General features: G+C 64.9%; 19 protein-coding genes. 8 read left to right on the top strand and 11 right to left on the bottom strand.

Annotated features, from left to right (window positions below; genetic code table 11):
* Positions 1-12 precede the first annotated feature (12 nt).
* Positions 13-297, top strand: coding sequence for a DUF3613 domain-containing protein (locus G4G71_RS26660; protein WP_054906556.1), 285 nt, complete (start codon positions 13-15; stop codon positions 295-297).
* A 17-nt stretch (positions 298-314) separates the two neighbouring features.
* Positions 315-2033: a pilus assembly protein TadG-related protein gene (locus G4G71_RS26655; RefSeq protein ID WP_169941571.1), complete on the top strand. Its 1719-nt coding sequence runs from the start codon at positions 315-317 to the stop codon at positions 2031-2033.
* A gap of 25 nt (positions 2034-2058) precedes the next feature.
* On the opposite strand, the gene G4G71_RS26650 is transcribed toward G4G71_RS26655, so the two are convergent.
* Together G4G71_RS26650 and G4G71_RS26645 are read right to left on the bottom strand one after the other, a co-directional pair.
* Positions 2059-2889: a response regulator transcription factor gene (locus G4G71_RS26650; RefSeq protein ID WP_169941569.1), complete on the bottom strand. Its 831-nt coding sequence runs from the start codon at positions 2887-2889 to the stop codon at positions 2059-2061.
* Positions 2890-3038: 149 nt separating this feature from the next.
* The gene (locus tag G4G71_RS26645) at positions 3039-3518 is read right to left on the bottom strand and encodes a prepilin peptidase (protein WP_277352229.1); all 480 of its coding nucleotides are present in this window, start codon (positions 3516-3518) and stop codon (positions 3039-3041) included.
* Positions 3519-3792: 274 nt separating this feature from the next.
* On the opposite strand from G4G71_RS26645, the gene G4G71_RS26640 reads away from it, so the two are divergent.
* Positions 3793-4263 (top strand): TadE/TadG family type IV pilus assembly protein, encoded by a 471-nt coding sequence (locus tag G4G71_RS26640; protein ID WP_169941567.1) that lies wholly within the window; start codon positions 3793-3795, stop codon positions 4261-4263.
* Between the two features lie 8 nt (positions 4264-4271).
* Positions 4272-7052 carry a PAS domain-containing sensor histidine kinase gene (locus G4G71_RS26635; RefSeq protein WP_169941565.1) on the top strand — a complete coding sequence of 927 codons (2781 nt, stop codon included), beginning with the start codon at positions 4272-4274 and terminating at the stop codon, positions 7050-7052.
* Positions 7053-7112: 60 nt separating this feature from the next.
* Here the strand turns inward: G4G71_RS26635 and G4G71_RS26630 are convergent, their stop codons facing one another.
* The 3 genes from G4G71_RS26630 to G4G71_RS26620 all read right to left on the bottom strand — a co-directional run bounded on the left by G4G71_RS26630 (position 7113) and on the right by G4G71_RS26620 (position 10385).
* Positions 7113-8585: an inorganic phosphate transporter gene (locus tag G4G71_RS26630; protein WP_169941563.1), complete on the bottom strand. Its 1473-nt coding sequence runs from the start codon at positions 8583-8585 to the stop codon at positions 7113-7115.
* Positions 8586-8870: 285 nt separating this feature from the next.
* The gene (locus G4G71_RS26625) at positions 8871-9086 is read right to left on the bottom strand and encodes a hypothetical protein (protein ID WP_024764111.1); all 216 of its coding nucleotides are present in this window, start codon (positions 9084-9086) and stop codon (positions 8871-8873) included.
* 222 nt (positions 9087-9308) lie between these two features.
* Complete coding sequence (locus G4G71_RS26620) at positions 9309-10385, bottom strand: sigma-54 interaction domain-containing protein (protein WP_169941561.1); 1077 nt, start codon at positions 10383-10385, stop codon at positions 9309-9311.
* 223 nt (positions 10386-10608) lie between these two features.
* Between G4G71_RS26620 and G4G71_RS26615 the strand changes: the two genes are divergently transcribed.
* On the top strand, positions 10609-10917 hold the full coding sequence (locus G4G71_RS26615; RefSeq protein WP_054906552.1) for a PsiF family protein: 309 nt from the start codon (positions 10609-10611) through the stop codon (positions 10915-10917).
* A gap of 279 nt (positions 10918-11196) precedes the next feature.
* Here the strand turns inward: G4G71_RS26615 and G4G71_RS30085 are convergent, their stop codons facing one another.
* From G4G71_RS30085 to dmeF, 3 genes are all read right to left on the bottom strand, one after another.
* Positions 11197-11331: a hypothetical protein gene (locus G4G71_RS30085; protein ID WP_017519380.1), complete on the bottom strand. Its 135-nt coding sequence runs from the start codon at positions 11329-11331 to the stop codon at positions 11197-11199.
* A gap of 79 nt (positions 11332-11410) precedes the next feature.
* Positions 11411-12340: a pseudouridine synthase gene (locus G4G71_RS26610; RefSeq protein WP_169941559.1), complete on the bottom strand. Its 930-nt coding sequence runs from the start codon at positions 12338-12340 to the stop codon at positions 11411-11413.
* A gap of 88 nt (positions 12341-12428) precedes the next feature.
* Positions 12429-13388 (bottom strand): CDF family Co(II)/Ni(II) efflux transporter DmeF, encoded by a 960-nt coding sequence (dmeF, locus tag G4G71_RS26605; RefSeq protein ID WP_169941557.1) that lies wholly within the window; start codon positions 13386-13388, stop codon positions 12429-12431.
* A 61-nt stretch (positions 13389-13449) separates the two neighbouring features.
* On the opposite strand from dmeF, the gene G4G71_RS26600 reads away from it, so the two are divergent.
* The gene (locus G4G71_RS26600) at positions 13450-13725 is read left to right on the top strand and encodes a metal/formaldehyde-sensitive transcriptional repressor (protein ID WP_169941548.1); all 276 of its coding nucleotides are present in this window, start codon (positions 13450-13452) and stop codon (positions 13723-13725) included.
* 12 nt (positions 13726-13737) lie between these two features.
* Here G4G71_RS26600 and G4G71_RS26595 read toward each other — a convergent pair whose 3' ends face one another.
* The gene (locus tag G4G71_RS26595; protein ID WP_169941546.1) at positions 13738-13968 is read right to left on the bottom strand and encodes a DUF2789 domain-containing protein; all 231 of its coding nucleotides are present in this window, start codon (positions 13966-13968) and stop codon (positions 13738-13740) included.
* Positions 13969-14137: 169 nt separating this feature from the next.
* Here G4G71_RS26595 and G4G71_RS26590 point away from each other — a divergent pair, with 169 nt between their 5' ends.
* Entirely contained in the window at positions 14138-15340 is a 1203-nt protein-coding gene (locus tag G4G71_RS26590; protein ID WP_169941544.1) for an MFS transporter, read from the top strand.
* 109 nt (positions 15341-15449) lie between these two features.
* Here G4G71_RS26590 and G4G71_RS26585 read toward each other — a convergent pair whose 3' ends face one another.
* A complete protein-coding gene (locus G4G71_RS26585; protein ID WP_169941542.1) occupies positions 15450-16067 on the bottom strand; it encodes a glutathione S-transferase family protein in 618 nt (205 codons plus the stop codon).
* Positions 16068-16195: 128 nt separating this feature from the next.
* Between G4G71_RS26585 and G4G71_RS26580 the strand changes: the two genes are divergently transcribed.
* Entirely contained in the window at positions 16196-17086 is an 891-nt protein-coding gene (locus tag G4G71_RS26580; RefSeq protein ID WP_169941540.1) for a LysR substrate-binding domain-containing protein, read from the top strand.
* 163 nt (positions 17087-17249) lie between these two features.
* Here the strand turns inward: G4G71_RS26580 and ppk2 are convergent, their stop codons facing one another.
* Positions 17250-18068 (bottom strand): polyphosphate kinase 2, encoded by an 819-nt coding sequence (gene ppk2 / locus G4G71_RS26575; protein WP_169941538.1) that lies wholly within the window; start codon positions 18066-18068, stop codon positions 17250-17252.
* Positions 18069-18326: the final 258 nt, after the last annotated feature.

The following is an 18326-nucleotide window of genomic DNA, read 5'->3' as shown; positions in this document are numbered from 1 at the left end:
AGGGAGGATGCGATGAAGGCATGGATTCTGGTCGGCGCCCTGCTGGCTGCGCCGATGATGACGCTGGCCGCCGAACGCGCGGCGGTGCCCACCAAGGCGGGCACCACGGCCCGCGATCAGCAGGAAGTTCTCAGCTGGCTGGAGTTGCAGTCCAGTGGGCGCGCCGCCTCGGCCAATCACCAGAGTGCGACGCCAGCCGAGCGTGACCGCGCCTACCAGCGCTACCTGAAGAGCTATACCCGCGAAATCCCCGAGTATCTGCTCGACGACAACAGCTTCAGCACCGACAAGAAGTAACCCTTCGGGAGCGTGCCATGGGACGCGAACGGCAGCGGGGCGCGATTGGAGTCATGGCGGCCGGCACCTTGTTGCTGGCGCTGATCTGCCTGGCGCTGGTGATCGACACCGGACGTTTGTACTACGAGCAGCGCAAGTTGCAGCGTGTGGCAGATATGGCAGCGCTGGAGGCCGCCACTCAGGGCGGCATGTGTGGTGTCGCCAATGCCGACCTTACGGAACTGTCGCGCGCGAGTGCCGCAAAGAATGGCTTCGTACCCGGTTCAGGGGATTCGCTTAGTGCGCAACTGGGCTCTGTGACGTTCGATGATCGATACGGTGGCAAGGATTCGGGCCGGACCTTCAGCCCTGGCGGAGACATGGCTGATGCCGTGCAGGTCCGGGTGACGCACTCGGTTCCGTCGAGTCTGGTGCTGAATGTGGCGGCCGTGTTCAGCGACCTTCCTACGCAAACAGAACTGACCGCCCAGGCGGTAGCGCGGCGCACGGCGATGGCAGGACTGTCGGCGGGGACCGAACTGGCTAACCTCGATAGCTCGCAGTCGTTGTTGTTGAATAACCTGCTCAATTCGCTGTTGGGCAGCAATCTGTCGTTGAATGCGCTGGGTTATAAGGGGCTGGCCAATGCCAATCTCAGTCTGCTTGAACTTTCCGACAATCTTCGAGCGGCGGGGATCAACGTCGAGGCGGGCAGCGTGGATTCCCTGTTGGGTGCGCAAGCCAGTCTGGCCCAGCTGCTGGGCGCGACGGTGGATGCCATTGACCCATCCCAGGTGCTCGGCCTGGATACCTCGCTGCTGCACAGCCAATTGATCACCGGCGGTATCAAGCAGGCTAGCGTGACGCTGGGCAGCATCCTGACTGTGATCGCGCCGGACTCCGTGCGCGACCAGGCGTTGCAGGGACAGGTCAACGCGCTGGATCTGATCACCGCGCTGGCCATGGTGGCGAACAAGCAGCATGCCGTCACTCTGGGGGCGGATATCAACCTGGGTGGGCTGCTGGGGGCGACCGTAAAACTCTGGATCGTGGAGCCGCCGCAGATCGCCTTCGGTTATCCGGGCAAGGCCAGCAATGGACAGTGGCGCACGCAGGTGCATACCGCTGCGTTGCGCACCAGCGTGGAGGCGGCGGCCGGTATTCCAGGAGTTCTCGATGTGAATCTGGGCTTGGCGGTGGACGTCGCGCAGGGAACAGCTGCACTGGACACCATCGCATGCGGTGGTGTTGGCCAGCCCGTAGACGTCTCGGTGAACGCATTGCCGGGCATCGCACGCTTGCAACTGGGGAAATATGCCGACCCCAAGACCGGAGTGGTCTCGCCTATTTCAGTCAATGTCCTCAGCGGTCTGGTCAAGCTGGACGTGTCGGCCACCGGAGTGGTTGGCGGTGCCACGGGAACGACCTTGAAATACAAGGTGACCAAGCCATCGGACCTTCCCACCGAAGACAAGTCGGCGAGCAGTTCTCTGGGGAGTTCGCTCGACAATGCCCTGACAACGCTGGCGTCATCGATCAAGGTCACGCCGACGATTCTTGGGCTGGATCCGCTAGGGCTGATTGGGGCGACCCTGGGTGGCCTGGTCAGCAGCCTGCTGACGCTGCTGAAACCGGCGATTTCGGCGCTCGGGCACGTTGTGCTGGACCCGCTGCTGCATTTGCTGGGCGTCAGCCTGGGAGTCATTGATGTACGCCTGATCGACCTTCAGACCGGCGGCGCCGAGCTACTGATCTGAAGGTCGCCCGGAGGGAGCGCGGTGCTCAGTGCACCGCGCTGCTCTGGGAGGCGGTGGGGGAGATGGCGAGGGCGAGCTGCGTGCGGTTGTGCATGTGCATCAGCCGCAGCACCTGCGAGACGTAAAGCTTCACGGTGTTCTCGGTGATCCCCAGGTCGTAGGCGATCTGGTAGTTGGTCAGCCCCTTGCTCACCAGGCGCGCTACCGCCTGCTGGCGCGGCGAGAGCTTGTTGAACAGCGGGTTGTTGACCACCGGTGCGATCTGCTCGGCGTTGCTCGGGGTGGTGCTCGCCGGCGCTTCCTGCTCCTGCTTCAGGGCACTGTTGCTGACGGGCTGGCCACCACCATGCACCTCGTACTTGATCTTGTGGATATCCCGCGAGATCGAATTGAGCGATTCGGCCAGGTATTCCAGGCGCTGGTTCACATGGCTCAGGCTGAGCTGGCTGCGAATGCGCTCGTGCAGGCGCGCCTCCAGGCGCTCCAGGCCCTTGAGCAGGTCCATCGGCGCGACCGGCTTCTGGTAGTAGTCGGCAACGCCCACGCGCATGGCCTCGATCACTTCCTGGCTGCCCTGCTGGCCGGTGAGGATGATGGTTTCGAAGAACCGCGCCGTGCCGGCCGCCTCCTTCAACGCCTCGACCACGCGGATGCCGTTGTCGCGACCCAGGCCCAGGTCGCAGATCACCAGGCCGATCGAGGGATCGTCGCGGAACTTCTGCAGGGCGCTGTCCTTGCTGTCGCTGACCACGCAGTGGTAACCGCTGTTTTCCAGCAACTCGGAAAGCTCGGAAGTGACCTGCGGCTCGTCATCGATGACCAGCACGCTGAAACGGCGATTGGCCGTTTTGTCCATGACTGCACGCTCCTTGAAAATACATATCCATTATTTTTATCGTCCGGTTGTTCAATAACCGTAGCCGGATCGTTCCATCAGGCGATGGGTGGTATTAACCCTTAGCATATAGTCGTTAAGTTTGCATCGCGCCAATAAAAGAAGCGGCATCAGTAAGGCAAGGAAAAGGCCGTCAGAAGACCGGCGAATAGCGTGAATATGAAAGGAAATGACTTGAACTTTGACGGTTGCAGTCTGGCTAATTTCTTTTTGCAATTAATCGCCACTTTGTCCGAATCAATCAAAAGTTTGCTGGCGAGCATCAGCAGTACGCAGAACAGGCTGGCCAGGGCCAGCGTGTAGAGCACCGTCAGCGGGTCGCTGGCCAGGCCCAGAGCGACCAGCAGCTTCACGTCGGCCGCGCCCAGCTTCCCCAGCCAGTAGCCCGGTACGGTGAGCACTGCCGCCAGCAGCGCCGCCAGTGCCGCGGCCTGCGGGGTATGCCCGGTCAGCGTGTGGCCGGTGGCCAGCAGGCACAGCAGGGCGAGCAGGGCGCCGCCCAGGGTCAGCCAGTTGCTGACCCGCAGCCGGGTGAGATCCTGGTAGGCACAGACCGCGAACCAGGCCAGAAGGCAGAGTTTGAACAGCATCGAGAATATCCTTATCCCGGTGGCGGCGATGTCGAAGCAGGTACGGGGATTCTCAAGGTATTTGCTATTCCAGCGCTATATTGCAATTCAAGCCAGCTGAATTCGAATTTGGCTCGCAACGTTATTCCGACAGGACATCCGGCGAATCCCCGAAGACCGCCTAGTATTGCTGGATAGCGGTAATTATCCGACGGCGCGTATCTTCAGCAAAGTTTCGCCGTGCCGATAAGTTGAACGATCATTCAAGTTGCAAGTTGGTCCGGGAGTATTACGCATGAACGGAGTCGGCGGTCGCAGCACGCAGCGGGGCGCGGTAGCTATCGAGTTCGCCGCGGTCTTCGTTCTGTTCTTCGCGGTTCTTTACGGGCTGCTGGGTTATTGCGTACCCCTGCTGATGCTGCAGTCCTTCAACGATGCGGCGGCGGCCGGCGCGCGGGTGGCCGTTTCGGTGAATCCACAGGCGGCGGGCGGTTATAACGCCGCGCTCAAGGCTGCCGTGGACAGCGCCGTGACCCAGCGCCTGAGCTGGATGCCGACGAGCTGGCGCAATGGCTGCTACAACGGGGAGTTTATGAAACCTCCGGTCACGGAAACCGTTTCCGGCCGTGACTACACCCGCGTGCAGGTTTGCGTCAGCTATCCCTATGCCACCTCGCCCATCGTGCCGCTGCTGACCCTGCCGGGGATAGGTACCGTGCCGCGCTTGCCGGACGTGCTCAGCGGCACGGCCAGCGTCCTGCTCTGAGGCGCTGGATGTTCGATTTCTGGCGCTCCAGGCCCCGTGGCCAGCATGAATTGAACGAAAGCCCGCTGCCAAGCCGGCCCCTGGCCGCACGGCGACGCCCGGCTCTGCCGGTGGAAGAGCTGGCTGAGCCCGTGGTGACCGGCCACTGCGACCTGTGGCTGGAGCTGGACAGTCGTGACCGCGTCATCGCCCGTGGCGGCAGCCAGGCCCACAGGTTGCTGCCGCCGCTGCCGGGCAACGGGGAACTGCCGGGCCTCGGCGATTATCTGGACCGCCGTATTCCCGGCGGCATGCAGGTATCCAGCCTGCGCGGCGGCGAGCGCCTCGACCTGGTGCTGCGCAGCACTGGCGATCTGCCGCTGGTCTGCCGCTTCCGCGCCGTCCTGCAGGCCAACGAGCACTGCCTGTTGCTGGGCACGGACATCTCCGACCTGAACTGGCAATCCGACAACCAGCAGCACAAGTTGCAGTGCCTCAACCTCAGCAAACTCCTGCTGGCGCGCCTGCGCCACAGCTCTCAGCGCCGCCTCGGCGAGGCGGTAAGCGAAGTGCTGGAGGCCTTCTGCAGCAACTTCCACATGCGCAGCATGGCACTCTTGCTGGAGGCTCCGGACCAGAGCCTGCGGGTTTTCGCCTGCTACGTGCAGCCCGGATTCGACAGCCTGCTGCGGGAAAACCTCGCGCTGCCCGGCGACGAGCTGCGCGCGGCCAGTGGTGCCTGCCTGCTGGGGGCGGATGACAGGCCGTCGGAGCTGCTGCGTACCTTGTGCTGCGCCCAGCTCTACCTGATTCCGGCGCCCGTTCGGGGCGGGCGCCTCGCCGGGCTGTTGGCCGAACCCATGGAGCACGGCGGCACCTGGCCAGGGCTGGCCCCGAGCGACTGGCAGTACCTGGCGGAAATCCTCACCAACCTCGTGCACGAGCGCACCGAGCTGCACAGCCTGCGTGATAGCAGCCGGCGCCTGAGCCTGTTGCAGGACATGGTCGGCGGTGGCTGGTGGCGGTTGCGGGTCGACGAGAACCTGTTCGAATTGTCACCGGCCGTCGCGGCGAGTCTCGGCCTGGCGGAAGGGCAATTGCAGCTGGCACTGGCCGACCTGCTGGCCCTGTTGCACCCGGCCGACGCCGACGAGCTCAGCCTGCGCCTTCGCAACCTGCAACCGGGCGGGCGCCTGGTCCAGGACCTGCGCCTGCGCAGTGCAGCGTCGACCCAGACGCGCCGCTGGCTGCGCCTGCAGGGACGGCGGCAGGCCCGTGCCGGCGACCAGCTGATGGACGGCGTGCTGCTGGATATCAGCGAGGGCAAGCTGCAGGAAGAACAGGCGCTGGCCGCCCATGCCCGGCTGCGCAACCTGATCGACAGCGCACCGGTGGTGATCTACGTGCAGCGCGTCGAAGAGGGGCACCTGATCCCCGAGTTCTACAGCGAAAGCGCGGGCAATATTCTCGGCCTGGACCTGCAGGGGCAGAGCTGGCAGGCACTGGCCGAACGGGTGCATCCCGAGGATCTGGAGGCCTTCCTCGACCGTGGCCGCGAATTGCTGCGCGAGGGCCGCGTGCGCACCGAGTACCGCCTCTGCGACAGTAGCGGCGAATGGCACTGGCTGTATGACGAGGCCAAGCTGCTGCGGGATATCCAGGGCATTCCGCAGGAGGCTGTCGGCCTCTGGCTGGATGTCACCGAGCAGCGTCTTGCTGCATTGCAGATCGCCGAAAGCGAGGAGCGCTACCGCGTACTGGTGGAAGACTCGCCGGCGCTGATCTGCCGCTACGACCCGGACCTGAGGCTGACCTTCATCAACCGCACGTTCGCCCAGGTGCTGGGCGAACCGGTGGAGGCGCTGCTGGGCCGACGGCTGGACGAGTGGCTGTCGCAACAGGATTGCAGCGCCTTGCGGGCGCGCCTGGTAGGCGGCGGCCAGGGCGCGGCGGATGATTCCTGGGAGCTGCGTTTCTGCCTGCCCGGCCAGCGCAATCTCTGGCTGATCTGGTCGGACCGCCCGCTGCTGGATGCCGAAGGCCGGCTGGTGGAAGTCCAGGCCGTGGGCCGCGACAACACGGCCGTGCGCCATGCACAGCAGCAGCTGGCCCAGGGCGCGAAGATGGCCAGCCTGGGCGAGATGGTCAGCGGCATGGCCCACGAGATGAAGCAGCCGCTGCACGTCATGCGCATGTCCCTCTACAACGCCCGGCAGAAGCTGGGCGAACCGGAGTACCTGAGGGATAAGCTGGAGCGCGCCGACGCGCAGATCGACCGTCTTTCACGGGTGATCAGCCACATGGGCGTGTTCAGCCGTAAATCGGAGCTGGAGGCCGCGCCCTTCGATCCCTACGACGCCTGCGAAGGCGCCATTGCGCTGCTGGGCGAAAGCCTGACGCAGCAGGGCATCAGCCTGGAGTGCCGGCCGCCGGCGCAACGGGTGGTGGTGCACGGCTACTCCGACCAGCTCGAGCAGGTGCTGATCAACCTGCTGGCCAACGCTCGCGACGCGCTGCTCGGGCGGGGCGAGGAGGGCGCCCGCTGGGTCGGCGTGGCGCAGGAGCCGTGCACCGACACCGGGTGGGTGGAACTGCACGTGCGCGACAACGCCGGCGGTATCGACCCGGCTGTGATGGAGCGCATCTTCGAGGCCTTCTTCACCACCAAGCCCATCGGCAAGGGCACCGGGCTCGGGCTTTCGGTGAGCCACGACCTGATCCGCAACATGGGCGGCAGCCTGTCTGTGGATAACTACAAGGGCGGTGCGCGTTTCGTCATCCGCCTGCCGCGACAGGCCGTGAGTCTCTGAGGGCTCGGAAATGAAAAACGCCTGCGGATGCAGGCGTTTTTCGTGGTGCGTGACGCGGGCTCAGCCGATGAAGCGCGAAGACAGCCAGAACAGGCCGGCAGCCAGCGCGATCGACACGGGCAGGGTCAGTACCCAGGCCATGAGGATGTTGCGGATCGTGCTGCCCTGCAGGCCGCTGCGGTTCGCCACCATGGTGCCCGCCACGCCCGAGGACAGGACGTGCGTCGTTGAGACCGGCAGGCTGTAGATGTTGGCCATGCCGATGGCGGCGGTCGCGGTGAGCTGGGCGGCGATGCCCTGGGCATAGGTCATGCCCTGCTTGCCGATCTTCTCGCCGACGGTGAGTACCACGCGCTTCCAGCCGACCATGGTGCCGATGCCCAGGGCCAGGGCCACCGCGATGATCACCCAGAACGGCGCGTACTCGGTGGTGCTGGTCAGGTCCTTGCGCAGCTTCTCCAGGTCCGCCTTCTCGCGCGATGGCAGCTCGGACAGCTTGCCGACCTTCTTCGCGGTGTCGTCCAGGCACAGCAGGTAGCGGCGTACCTGCACGCGTTCATCGTCGTTCAGCTCGGTGTAGCTGGAAACGCCGTGCAGGTCGCTCAGCAGGCCCTTGAGGGTCGCCTCGGTCTGTTTCGGCTCGCAGCGGTACAGGTCCGGCAGGTCCGCTTCGTTGGCCCTGCCCAGGGCGAGCATCTCGCCGAGGGTGTCGGAGTGACGGTTGTAGAACTGCTGCAGGTGGATGGCGGCGTCGCGGGTGCGCTCGATCTGGTAGGTGGTGCTGTTCAGGTCGAGGACGAACTTCGCCGGGACGATGCCGATCAGCACCAGCATGATCAGGCCGATGCCCTTCTGGCCGTCGTTGGAGCCGTGCACGAAGCTCACGGTCATGGCCGAGATCACCAGCACCAGGCGGTTCCAGAACGGCGGGTGCTTCTTCTCGTCGACGTCGCGGCGGGTTTCCGGCGTCTTGTGCATCTTCGACAGCGGGTACAGCCACTTCAGGCCGATCAGCAGGGCGCCGGCGACGAGGAAGCCGGCCAGTGGCGAGAAGATCAGCGACAGGCCGATGTCGATGGCCTTGCCCCAGTTGATCCCGTCGGCCACCGGCACGCCGTTGATCAGTGCATTCGCCAGGCCCACGCCGAGGATCGAGCCGATCAGGGTGTGCGAACTGGAGGCCGGGATGCCGAAGTACCAGGTACCCAGGTTCCAGGTAATGGCGGCGGCGAGCAGCGAGAACACCATCGCCAGGCCGTGGCCGGTGTTCACGTTGATCAGCAGTTCCACCGGCAGCAGGTGGACGATTGCGTAGGCGACGCCAACGCCGCCGAGCAATACGCCGAGGAAGTTGAAGATGCCGGAGAGGATCACCGCGCGGTACGGGGACATGGCCTTGGTGTAGATGACCGTGGCCACCGCGTTGGCGGTGTCGTGGAAGCCATTGATGAACTCGAAGGCAAGGACGAACGCGAGTGCCAGCACCAGGCTGATACCCACCCAGAGATCGAGTCCGCTGAAGAGATCGAACATGAAAATTCTATGACCGGTCGGAGACGGGGCGGCGATTATGCCAGAAGCTTGGAGCACCGTATTCAGCCTGAAACGGTTTCTCCAATTTGCGCGACGCCTCGTCGCACGGCGCTTTCAGGCAGGGTGGAAAAAGTTTGCAATGCTTCCACGCGGGCCGCCGGCCCATCGGATGAGTGTTTGCAGGCCAACTGGCGGGCTCTCCCACGGAGCACTGCTCGCCCATCGCCGCAAGATTTTCCCCGGCAGATTCCGGGGGAGTCTTTCGGCCTGGGGCCGTACCTGCGATTAAAGGGACGGGGCTTCCAGATCCTTTTTCAGTCGTTCTTCTTCGATTCTTTCCAGCTCCCGGTCGAAGGCCTTGTCCTGCACGCTGGGTCGCTTGCGCCAGGGCTTCTTGCCGGGTTCGGGCTGGGCGGCATAAAGGGTCACTTCGCCGCCCTGTTCATCCTTGAAACGTTGCTCCTGGCGCTCCAGTTCCGCGCGCAGTTCGTCTTTGGTCACGATCATTCCTGATGAATAGCTGATGGCTTGAAGCTTTGAAGATGGGCCTCGCACGGGCAATCCACACCGCGCCGGGGTGTCGTTCTGGCAGTGTAGACGTTCAGGGGGCGCTGGCGTGCCGGCCGGAAAAACGGCGCGGATTATAACCTTTGCCGGGGGGCGGCCGGGCGAGGAGCGCCGACGGACGGTTTCAGCCCAGCGCTGGCGCGGGCTGAAACCACCTCAGCCGGTGCGGCTGAGGTTCAGTTCGCCGATCTTCTCCAGGCGCGCCCGGACGATGTTGCGGCTGATGCCCAGCAGACGGCCGGTCTGCAGCTGATTGCCGTGGCAGAAGTGGTAGGCGGTGCGGAACAGGACCTCCTCGACATGCTCGTAGAGGTCAGGCTTGTTGCTTTCGAACAACTCCAGCAGCGCCTGCTCCAGGGTGGCCTCGACCCGTGGCGCAAGGGCGTGGGGGAAGGCTTCGTGGCGTAGCGATTCGTGGCGCGGCGCCGACGGGAGCTCGGCCAGTTGCAGGTCTCCCGGCTGCACCTGCTGGTTGCGGCACACCAGCAGGGCGTGGTGGATGGCATTCTCCAGCTCGCGGATGTTACCCGGCCAGGTGTGGCCCAGCAGCTTGCGCTCGGCCTCCGGGCTTAGCGACGCACGGTTGTAGCCCAGGCGCTGGCAGTGTTCCTCGAGGAAGAACTCGGCCAGCGGCAGAATGTCGCCGGGGCGCTCGCGCAGTGGCGGCAGGCGAATGGTGGCGACGTGCAGGCGGTAGAACAGGTCCTCGCGGAAATGCCCGGCCACCACGGCGTCGGCCAGGTTGACGTTGGTCGCGGCAACCACCCGCACGTTGATCGGTACCGGCGTGCGCGAACCCAGACGCACGACTTCGCGCTCCTGCAGGACGCGCAGCAACTTCACCTGCATGTTCAGCGGCAGGTCGCCGATTTCGTCGAGGAACAGGGTGCCGCCGTTGGCCGACTCGAACCAGCCGGCCTTGCTGCTGGTGGCGCCGGTGTAGGCGCCTTTCTCGTGGCCGAACAGCTCGCTCTCCACCAGGGTCTCGGAGAAGGCGCCGCAGTTCACCGCCACGAAGGGGGCGGTGCTGCGCCGGCTGAGCTTGTGGATATGTCGGGCGACCAGCTCCTTGCCGGTGCCGGTCTCGCCGATGATCAGCGCGTTGGCTTCGCTGGGCGCCAGGCGCTCGATGCGGTTGAGCAGCTCCTGCGAGCGCGGGTCCTTGAACACCAGCACCGTGGCGCGGACCGACTTGGTTTGCTCGCGGGCATTGGGAAGGGTCAACAGCGACATGGCAGGTTCCTGGCGTACCGGATGGGTGGCAGCGCCATACTGCGGCATTTTTGTTATTTCAAAAAATTATCAATTAGAATTTATATATAACTATTTGTATTCAGAGGCCGTGGAAACGATCACGGGGCCGGCGACGCCAGCCGCTGCATCGCGTCGCAGGCCTCGCGAATGCTGGGCTGCGAGCTACGCTCAGAGTGGCAATTCCATCCTGGGAGACCACTCCATGACCACCGTTCGGATTCCGCTGCTCGTCCTGGCCCTGCTGTTTTCGGCGCAAGGCTTTGCTGCCACCGCCGCGCAGACCGCGCAGCAGGAGAAGATGAAGTCCTGTAACGCCGATGCCACCGCCAAGACGCTGAAAGGCGATGAGCGCAAGGCGTACATGAGCACTTGCCTGAAGGCTGGCGGCGGCGACGCCAAGAAAATGACCCCGCAGCAGGAGAAGATGAAGACCTGCAACGCCGATGCGACCACCAAGGCGCTCAAGGGCGACGAACGCAAGGCGTTCATGAGCACCTGTCTGAAGAAGTGAGGATGGGGCGCGGCAGGGCCGCGTGGGATATGAAAAGGGCAGCCATGGCTGCCCTTTTTCGTTTGTGACGGGTTCGCGAGCAAGCCCGCTCCTGCAGTGGGATGTCTCGGCAAGCTCCTGGTAGGAGCGAGCTTGCTCGCGAACATCCTGCCGATCATGAGTCCCGGCGATATTGCCCCCGACTTTACAGGCCCGAGAACACCAGCCAGGCCGCAGCCAGTGCGTAGAGGACGATCACCGCATCCATGCGCAGCGCAGGCGGGAGTCGCCGCACCAGGTTCATTTCTTCGCCACCGCGGACCAGAAGCCCTGGGCATTGCGGAAGGGCTGGCGAGCCATCTGTTCGGGACGGGTGATGCCGTCGGCACGCAGGGCGTTGACGAGGGCGGAAAAGGACTTGGCGCTGTAGCTCATGATCGGGCTCCCGATGCTTTCTCTCCTTGGGGTGGAGCTATGAAAACACCGGGGCCACCATCGACGGAAATGGATCGCCTTAAGGGTGACCATCGATGAAATTGATGGAAGGCCAGGAGAGCTCCAGCTGGCTCCTGAAATGCCGCGCCTCGCCGGTGACCGGGTCGATGAACTCCAGTTGCCGGGCCAGCAGCTTCAACGGCTTGTCGAAGTCCTCCGGTGGGCGCTCGCCGCGCGGTGGCAGCGTCGGGTAGAGCGGGTCGAAGCACAGCGCCGCGCCCAGGCCCGACATATGCACGCGCAACTGGTGACGCTTGCCGGAGACCGGGTGCAATCCATAGCGCCAGAGGTCGCCGCGTTGTTCGAGCACCTCGATTCGGGTTTCGCTGTTGGGCGTGCCGTCCACTTCCTGCATGCGGATGAAGGGATCGCCCTCGACCATTCGCGAACGGTGCACAAGGGGAAACTCCCGTTCCGGCAGCGCTGGCGCGATGGCTTCGTACATCTTGTGGATGCGCCGCTCACGGAACAGCGCCTGGTAGGCATCGCGGTTGTCCGGGTTGGTGGAGAACAGCACCAGCCCGGCGGTGAGCCGGTCGATGCGATGCAGCGGCACCAGCAGCGGGTTGTCCAGGCGCCTGGCGAGACGGGCGAGGAGGGTTTCCTCGACGTACTGGCCGGCGGGCATCACCGGCAGGAAGTGCGGCTTGTCCGCCACCACCAGGTGTTCGTCGGCGTACAGGACGCTTTCCTGGAAGGGGATCGGCGTTTCCTGCGGCACCTCGCGGAAGTAATGGATGCGCATCGCTTCGCGGTACGGATGCTCGGGGCCGATGGGCTGGCCATCGCTGTTGAGCACCTTGCCGCGCGCCATGCGGTCCAGCCAGGTGTCGCGGCTGATCGCCGGGAAGCGCGCGCACAGACAGTCCAGCACCGTCGCCCAGGGCCCGGCGGGCAGGTGCAGGGTGCTGGCGCGTTGCTGGGCGGCGGAGAAACGGGAGCTGGACATCTTCTTCGGGCGCGACCGGGGTTCGACAGGCTGCGCATTAGGCCGCAGCGGCGTGGCGGACGTCAAAGCCGCCACGACTTCCGGTCGTTCACGCGGGGAGGGGGTTGATCTCCACCGTGATGTGCGCCAGCTCCTCGTGGACCTGCAGGCGCTGGCGCACCAGCTCCGGCGTCAGGTTGCCGCTGCTGGCGAGGCTGAGGATGCAGGCATAGCGCGACTTGCCCACGCGCCACAGGTGCAGGTCGGTGATCCGCGCCGGTTGCGGCAAGCCGGCGACCACCTCGCGGATTTCCTCCACCACCGGGTCGTTCATCTCCGCATCCAGCAGCACCCGGCCGCTCTGCTTGAGCAGGCCGATCGACCAGACGGCCACCAGTACGCCGCCGATCATGCCCATCAGCGGGTCGAGCCAGGCGGCGCCCCAGATCAGGCCGCCGATCAGGGCGATGATCGCCACTACCGACGTGGCGGCGTCGGCCAGCACGTGCAGGTAGGCGGCGCGCAGGTTCAGGTCGTGGTCATGGTCGTGGCCGTGATGATGGTCATGGCCGTGATGATCGTGGCCGTGCCCGTGATCATGGCCATGGTGATGCTCGCCGCGCAGCAACCAGGCGCAGGCCAGGTTCACCAGCAGGCCGACGACCGCGATGGCGATGGCCTGCTGGTAATGGATCGGCGAAGGGGAGAGCAATCGGGCGACGGACTCGAACATCATCAGCGCCGCCACGCCCAGCAGCAGGATGGCGCTGGTGTAGCTGGCGAGGATCTCGATCTTGAAGGTGCCGAAGGCGAAGCGTGCGTCGCCCTTGAAGCGCCGCGCCGCCACGTAGGCGAAGAACGCCAGGCCCAGCGCCAGGGCGTGGGAACTCATGTGCCAGCCGTCGGCGAGCAGCGCCATGGAGTTGAACACCCAGCCGCCGGCGATCTCCACCACCATCATCACGACGGTCAGCAGCGCGGCGCGCAGGGTGTTGCGCTCGGCCAGGGGATTGCCTTCGTGGAACTGGTGGTCGTGGCGACCGTCTTGCGAGGGGGCGGCATGCTGCATGATGATGGTCCGTAGGATCAGTCTGGATACTATACCCCAGTATACCTTTGGAGCTTTTGACGTGGGACATACCATCAAGGACCAGAAGAAGCTGTTGACCCGGGTGCGCCGCATCAAGGGCCAGAGCGAGGCGCTGGAACGGGCGCTGGAGGCGGGCAGCGAATGCGCGGCGATCCTGCAGCAGATCGCCGCCATCCGCGGCGCGGTGAATGGCCTGATGGCCGAGGTGCTCGAAGGCCACCTGCGCGACCACCTGGGCGCCGAGGACCGCACCGTGGCGCAGCGTCACGAAGACCTGGAACAGGTCATGGGCGTACTGCGCTCCTATCTCAAGTGAGGTAGCGGCGGCTCAGTTGGACAGCCGAACCGCCAGTTCGTCGGCTTCCTCGGTCCAGTCCGAGTCCTGTTGCAGCGCCTCGCGCAGGAACTGCGACTGGGCCTCGTTCCAGAACGGCGCGTCCGGCAGTTTCTGGCCTTCGGCGAGACTATGGCTGCCGAGGAAGGCATCGATCTCCTTGCGCCCGTCGGGCAGGCCCAGTTGCTTGAACAGGGCGCCCAGGCTGTGCTGGCTGGTATCCATGACGATCTCCTTGCTGCAGGTGGAGCGCACCGCTGCGGCGCGCGGCAATGGAACAACTATAGGAGCATCGAACGGCGCGCGAGGTTCGGATTGGCAATCGAGGCGGAAATAGATAGCCTGCTTTCAATCGTCCCCGCACACGCTCCGCCACCCACCGTCAGGCCCGTCCATGAGCTCGTCCGAGCAGCGAACCGCCTCCGTCACCCTGCGCATCCTCGCGACCGTCGTCTTCACCTTCGTCCTGTTCCTGAGCATCGGATTGCTGCTGCCGGTGCTGCCCGGCTTCGTCCATGAAGGCCTGGGCTACTCGACGGTGATCGCCGGCGCGGTCATCGGCCTGCAGTACATCGCCACCCTGGTATCCCGGCCGTTGGCAGGCCACATAGCGGACACCTACGGCGCCAAGCGCGCCGTGCTCTATGGCCTGGGTGTGCTGGGCATCGGCGGGGCGCTGGTGCTGGCTTCCACCAGCCTCGAGTCGGTGACCTGGCTGAGCCTGACGCTGCTGCTCGGTAGTCGCCTGCTGTTCGGCCTGGCGCAGGGGTTGTTGGGGATTGGTACGGCGAGCTGGGGCATTGCGCTGGTGGGGACGCAGAACACCGCCAAGGTGATTTCCTGGAACGGCATCGTCAGCTATGGCGGCATTGCCATCGGTGCGCCGCTGGGGGTGACCATGTCGGCTTCGCTAGGCTTGTGGAGTCTGGGTGTGAGCATCCTGGTGCTCACTGCGCTGGGCTGGCTGGCGGCCCGCAACCGCGCGGAGGTGCCGACCATCCCCGGTACGCGCATGGCCTTCCACGCGGTGCTGGGCCGCGTGCTGCCCTACGGGATGTGCGTGATGCTCGGCTCCATCGGCTTCGGCACCCTGGCGACCTTCATCACCCTTTATTACGGCAGCCAGGGCTGGGCCAATCCGGCCTGGTGCCTGACGGCCTTTGGCGTCTGCTTCGTCGGCGCGCGGCTGATCTTCTCGGGCATGGTCAATCGCTTCGGCGGCTTTGCCGTCGCGGTGGTCTGCCTCGGTGTGGAAGTCTTCGGCCTGCTGCTGCTCTGGCAGGCGCCGGGGCCGGGCTTCGCGCTGCTGGGCGCGGCGCTGACCGGCTGCGGCCTGTCGCTGGTCTACCCGTCACTGGGTGTGGAGGCGGTGCTGCGCATCCCGGCCAGCAGCCGCAGCGCGGGGCTGGGCGCCTACGCACTGTTCTTCGACCTGGCGATGGGCGTCGCCGGCCCGCTGATGGGGCTGGTCGCCGCCCGTCACGGCTATGCGTCGATCTTCCTTGTCGCCGCCGGGCTGGCGCTCTGCGGCTTCTTCATCTGCTTCGTGCTGCTGCGCTTCACTCGTCAGCAGCACGAAGAGTTGCCCAAGGACTGACCATCAAGGAGCGTAGGAGCGGACTTCGTCCGCGATAGCTCACAGGCGCGCCGGGAACCCATCGCGGACAAAGTCCGCTCCTACGCCCAGTTGGGTTCCGTGCCGGGGATCAAACCGGCGGGAAGGCCTTGAACACTTCCAGTGCCTCGGCCTGCTGCGCCCAGTCGCCTACCGCCGGATAGCTGTCCGCCGGGATGTCTTCGGAGTGCAGGAGCTGTACGAACGTCCAGGCCACCGCGATGCTCAGTCCGGCCTGGTCCAGCGGCGCGGCGGCATCCAGCGACATTTCGCGCAGTTCGCTTTCCAGTTGTGCCAGTGCGGCGTGCAACTGCTGGTCGACCCTTTCCTGCCAACTGGCAAGTTGCTTGTCTTGCGGCCGTTGCTGCTCGTAGTAGCGCTGCACCGCCTTCTCCATGACCGCCAGGGCCAGGCCCAGCAGGCGCGTGGCGCGCACCCGTGCGGCCGGCTCGACGGGCATCAGGCTGCGGCCGGCCAGGTGTTCGAGGCAGTCGATGATCAGGCTCGAGTCCATCAGCACCTGGCCATCGCCCAGTACCAGGGTCGGTGCCTTCACCACCGGGTTGATGCCGCGGAATTCCTCGTAGGTGCGGAACACCGATAGCGATTGGTGGCTGAACTCGATGCCGAGCAGGCGCAGGGTGATGGCGACGCGGCGAACATAGGGCGAGTCGAGCATGCCGATCAGGTGCGGAAGCTTCTGTTGCATGGGCACATCCTGTTAGTGGAAATTGCATGGTGGCTGGCGCGGTCCTCCGCGCAATGGCCATGAATCTAGCGGCTTTGACCTCTGGGAAATAGCGACGATTAGTGACCGATTCGGTTAGGAAAACTTACATGAGCGCATTGCCACCGCTCTCCGCCCTGCGCAGCTTCGAAGCCGTCGCCAGGCTTGGCAGCGTGACCCTCGCCGCCAGTGAGCTGCACGTCACCCACTCGGCCATCAGCCAGCAGGTGCGCCAGCTGGAGAGCCTGCTGGGCATCACCCTGCTGCAGCGCGAAGGCCGGGGTCTGCGGCTGAGTGAGGAGGGCCGCCTGTATGCCCTGCAGATTCGCGGCGCGCTGCGCGATATCGCCGAGGCGACTCGCCTGGCGAAGGCCCGACCGGGGGAGGACGAACTGGTGGTGGCGCTCACGCCGTCCTTCGGGCAGAAATGGCTGCTGCCACGCCTGCCCGGATTTCGTGCGACTTATCCACAGTACCGCCTGCGCCTGCTCGCCAGCCTGGAGGTGATGGACCTGCGCCAGGGTATGGCCGACGTGGCGATCCGCATTGGCCAGGGGCACTGGGAAGGGCTCGCGCAGGAGTATCTGTTCGAGGACGAAGTGGTGGTCGTCGCCGCGCCGGATTTCAACGGCGGCCAGTTGCCCCGCAATCCCGAGGAAATCCTTCGCTGTCCGCGTATCACCGGCTTCGAATCCTGGCTGGACTGGTGCCAGGCGGCAGGCGTGGCGGTACCCCACGAGCCAGCGGAGTTCGTGGTGAACGACTCCAACCTGAGTATCGAGGCCGTGCGCATGGGTCAGGGCATCGGCCTCGAGCGGCGCAGCCTGGTGGCCGCTGCGCTGGAAAGCGGCGAGCTGGTGGCGCTGAGCGACCTGCGCGTGCCCTACGGCTTTCCCTACTGGCTGGTATGGCCCGAGCGCGAGGCGGCTCAGGCCAAGGTGGCGGCCTTTGCCGGGTGGCTGGGCGCGGAGGTCAAGGGTTACCTGAGCGCCATTGCCTGAGGTGGACACAAGGTAGGGGCGGACTCTGTCCGCGATAGGCTCGCATCGCGCCAGCCAATCGCGGACAGAGTCCGCTCCTACAAAAACAAGGCCGCCAGAGCGTCCGCAGGTAGCCACCAGATCCGAACGATCCAGGGCCGGCGTGTACCGACCCCGGTTGGCCTCAGAATTTCTCTTCGATGTAGTGGATCGGATAGTCGGGGCTCTTGTACTTGCCGATCTTGCCGCGCTTGGGCAGCTTCACTTCCTCACGCGGGATTTCCTTGTATGGCACGTGTTTGAGGACGTGGCTGATGACGTTCAGGCGCACGCGCTTCTTGTCCTCGGAAGGGGCCACGATCCAGGGCGCCCAGGGCGAGTCGGTAGCGGCGAACATCAGGTCGCGGGCGCGGGTGTACTCGTCCCAGCGGGTGAAGGACTTCACGTCCATGGGCGAGAGCTTCCAGATCTTGCGGCCGTCGGTGATGCGGTCCTTGAGGCGACGCTCCTGCTCCTCGGGGCTGACCTCCAGCCAGAACTTCAGCAGGATGATCCCCGACTCGGTGAGCATGCGCTCGAACAGCGGGGTCACGGCCAGGAACTTGTCGGCCTGCTCCTCGGTGCAGAAGCCCATTACCCGCTCGACCCCGGCGCGGTTGTACCAGCTGCGGTCGAAGATCACCACTTCACCGGCCGACGGCAGGTGGCGGATGTAGCGCTGGGCGTAGAGCTGGGATTTCTCCCTTTCGGTGGGCGTAGGCAACGCTACCACGCGGAACACCCGCGGGCTGACGCGCTCGGTGAGCGCCTTGATGGTGCCGCCTTTGCCGGCGCCGTCGCGCCCCTCGAAGATGATGCAGACCTTCAGGCCCTTCTGCACCACCCATTGCTGCAGCTTGACCAGCTCAACCGACAGCTTGCGCAGGTGCTCTTCGTAATCCTTGTTCTTCATCTTCCCGGTCTGTTCGGGAGCCGGGTTCTTCGCTTTGCTCTTATTGCCCATCTTTTCCTCCATGGCGGGCCTGGAACGGCCGTGGGATCAGCATAGCCGCTGGCCGCATGGTCGGGCTGTCATGCAGTCAGTTTCGTAAATGTGGGAGGTTGCCGAGAGCCTGCATGCCTTTGTGAGATTTCGCGTCGGCTCTTTCCATGCGGCGGAGATTCCGCCCGCAGGAATGGGAAAAAGGCTGCTCGCAGCCGGACTTTTTGGTCAAATGCCGCTCATCCCATGCGGCGTATGCGAAGTGCCCGCCCGACCCAG

The organism is Pseudomonas multiresinivorans (assembly GCF_012971725.1).
Classification (GTDB): Bacteria; Pseudomonadota; Gammaproteobacteria; order Pseudomonadales; family Pseudomonadaceae; genus Pseudomonas; species Pseudomonas multiresinivorans.
Note: the sequence above shows the minus strand (reverse complement) of the source record. Positions and strands in the feature narration are given on the sequence as shown.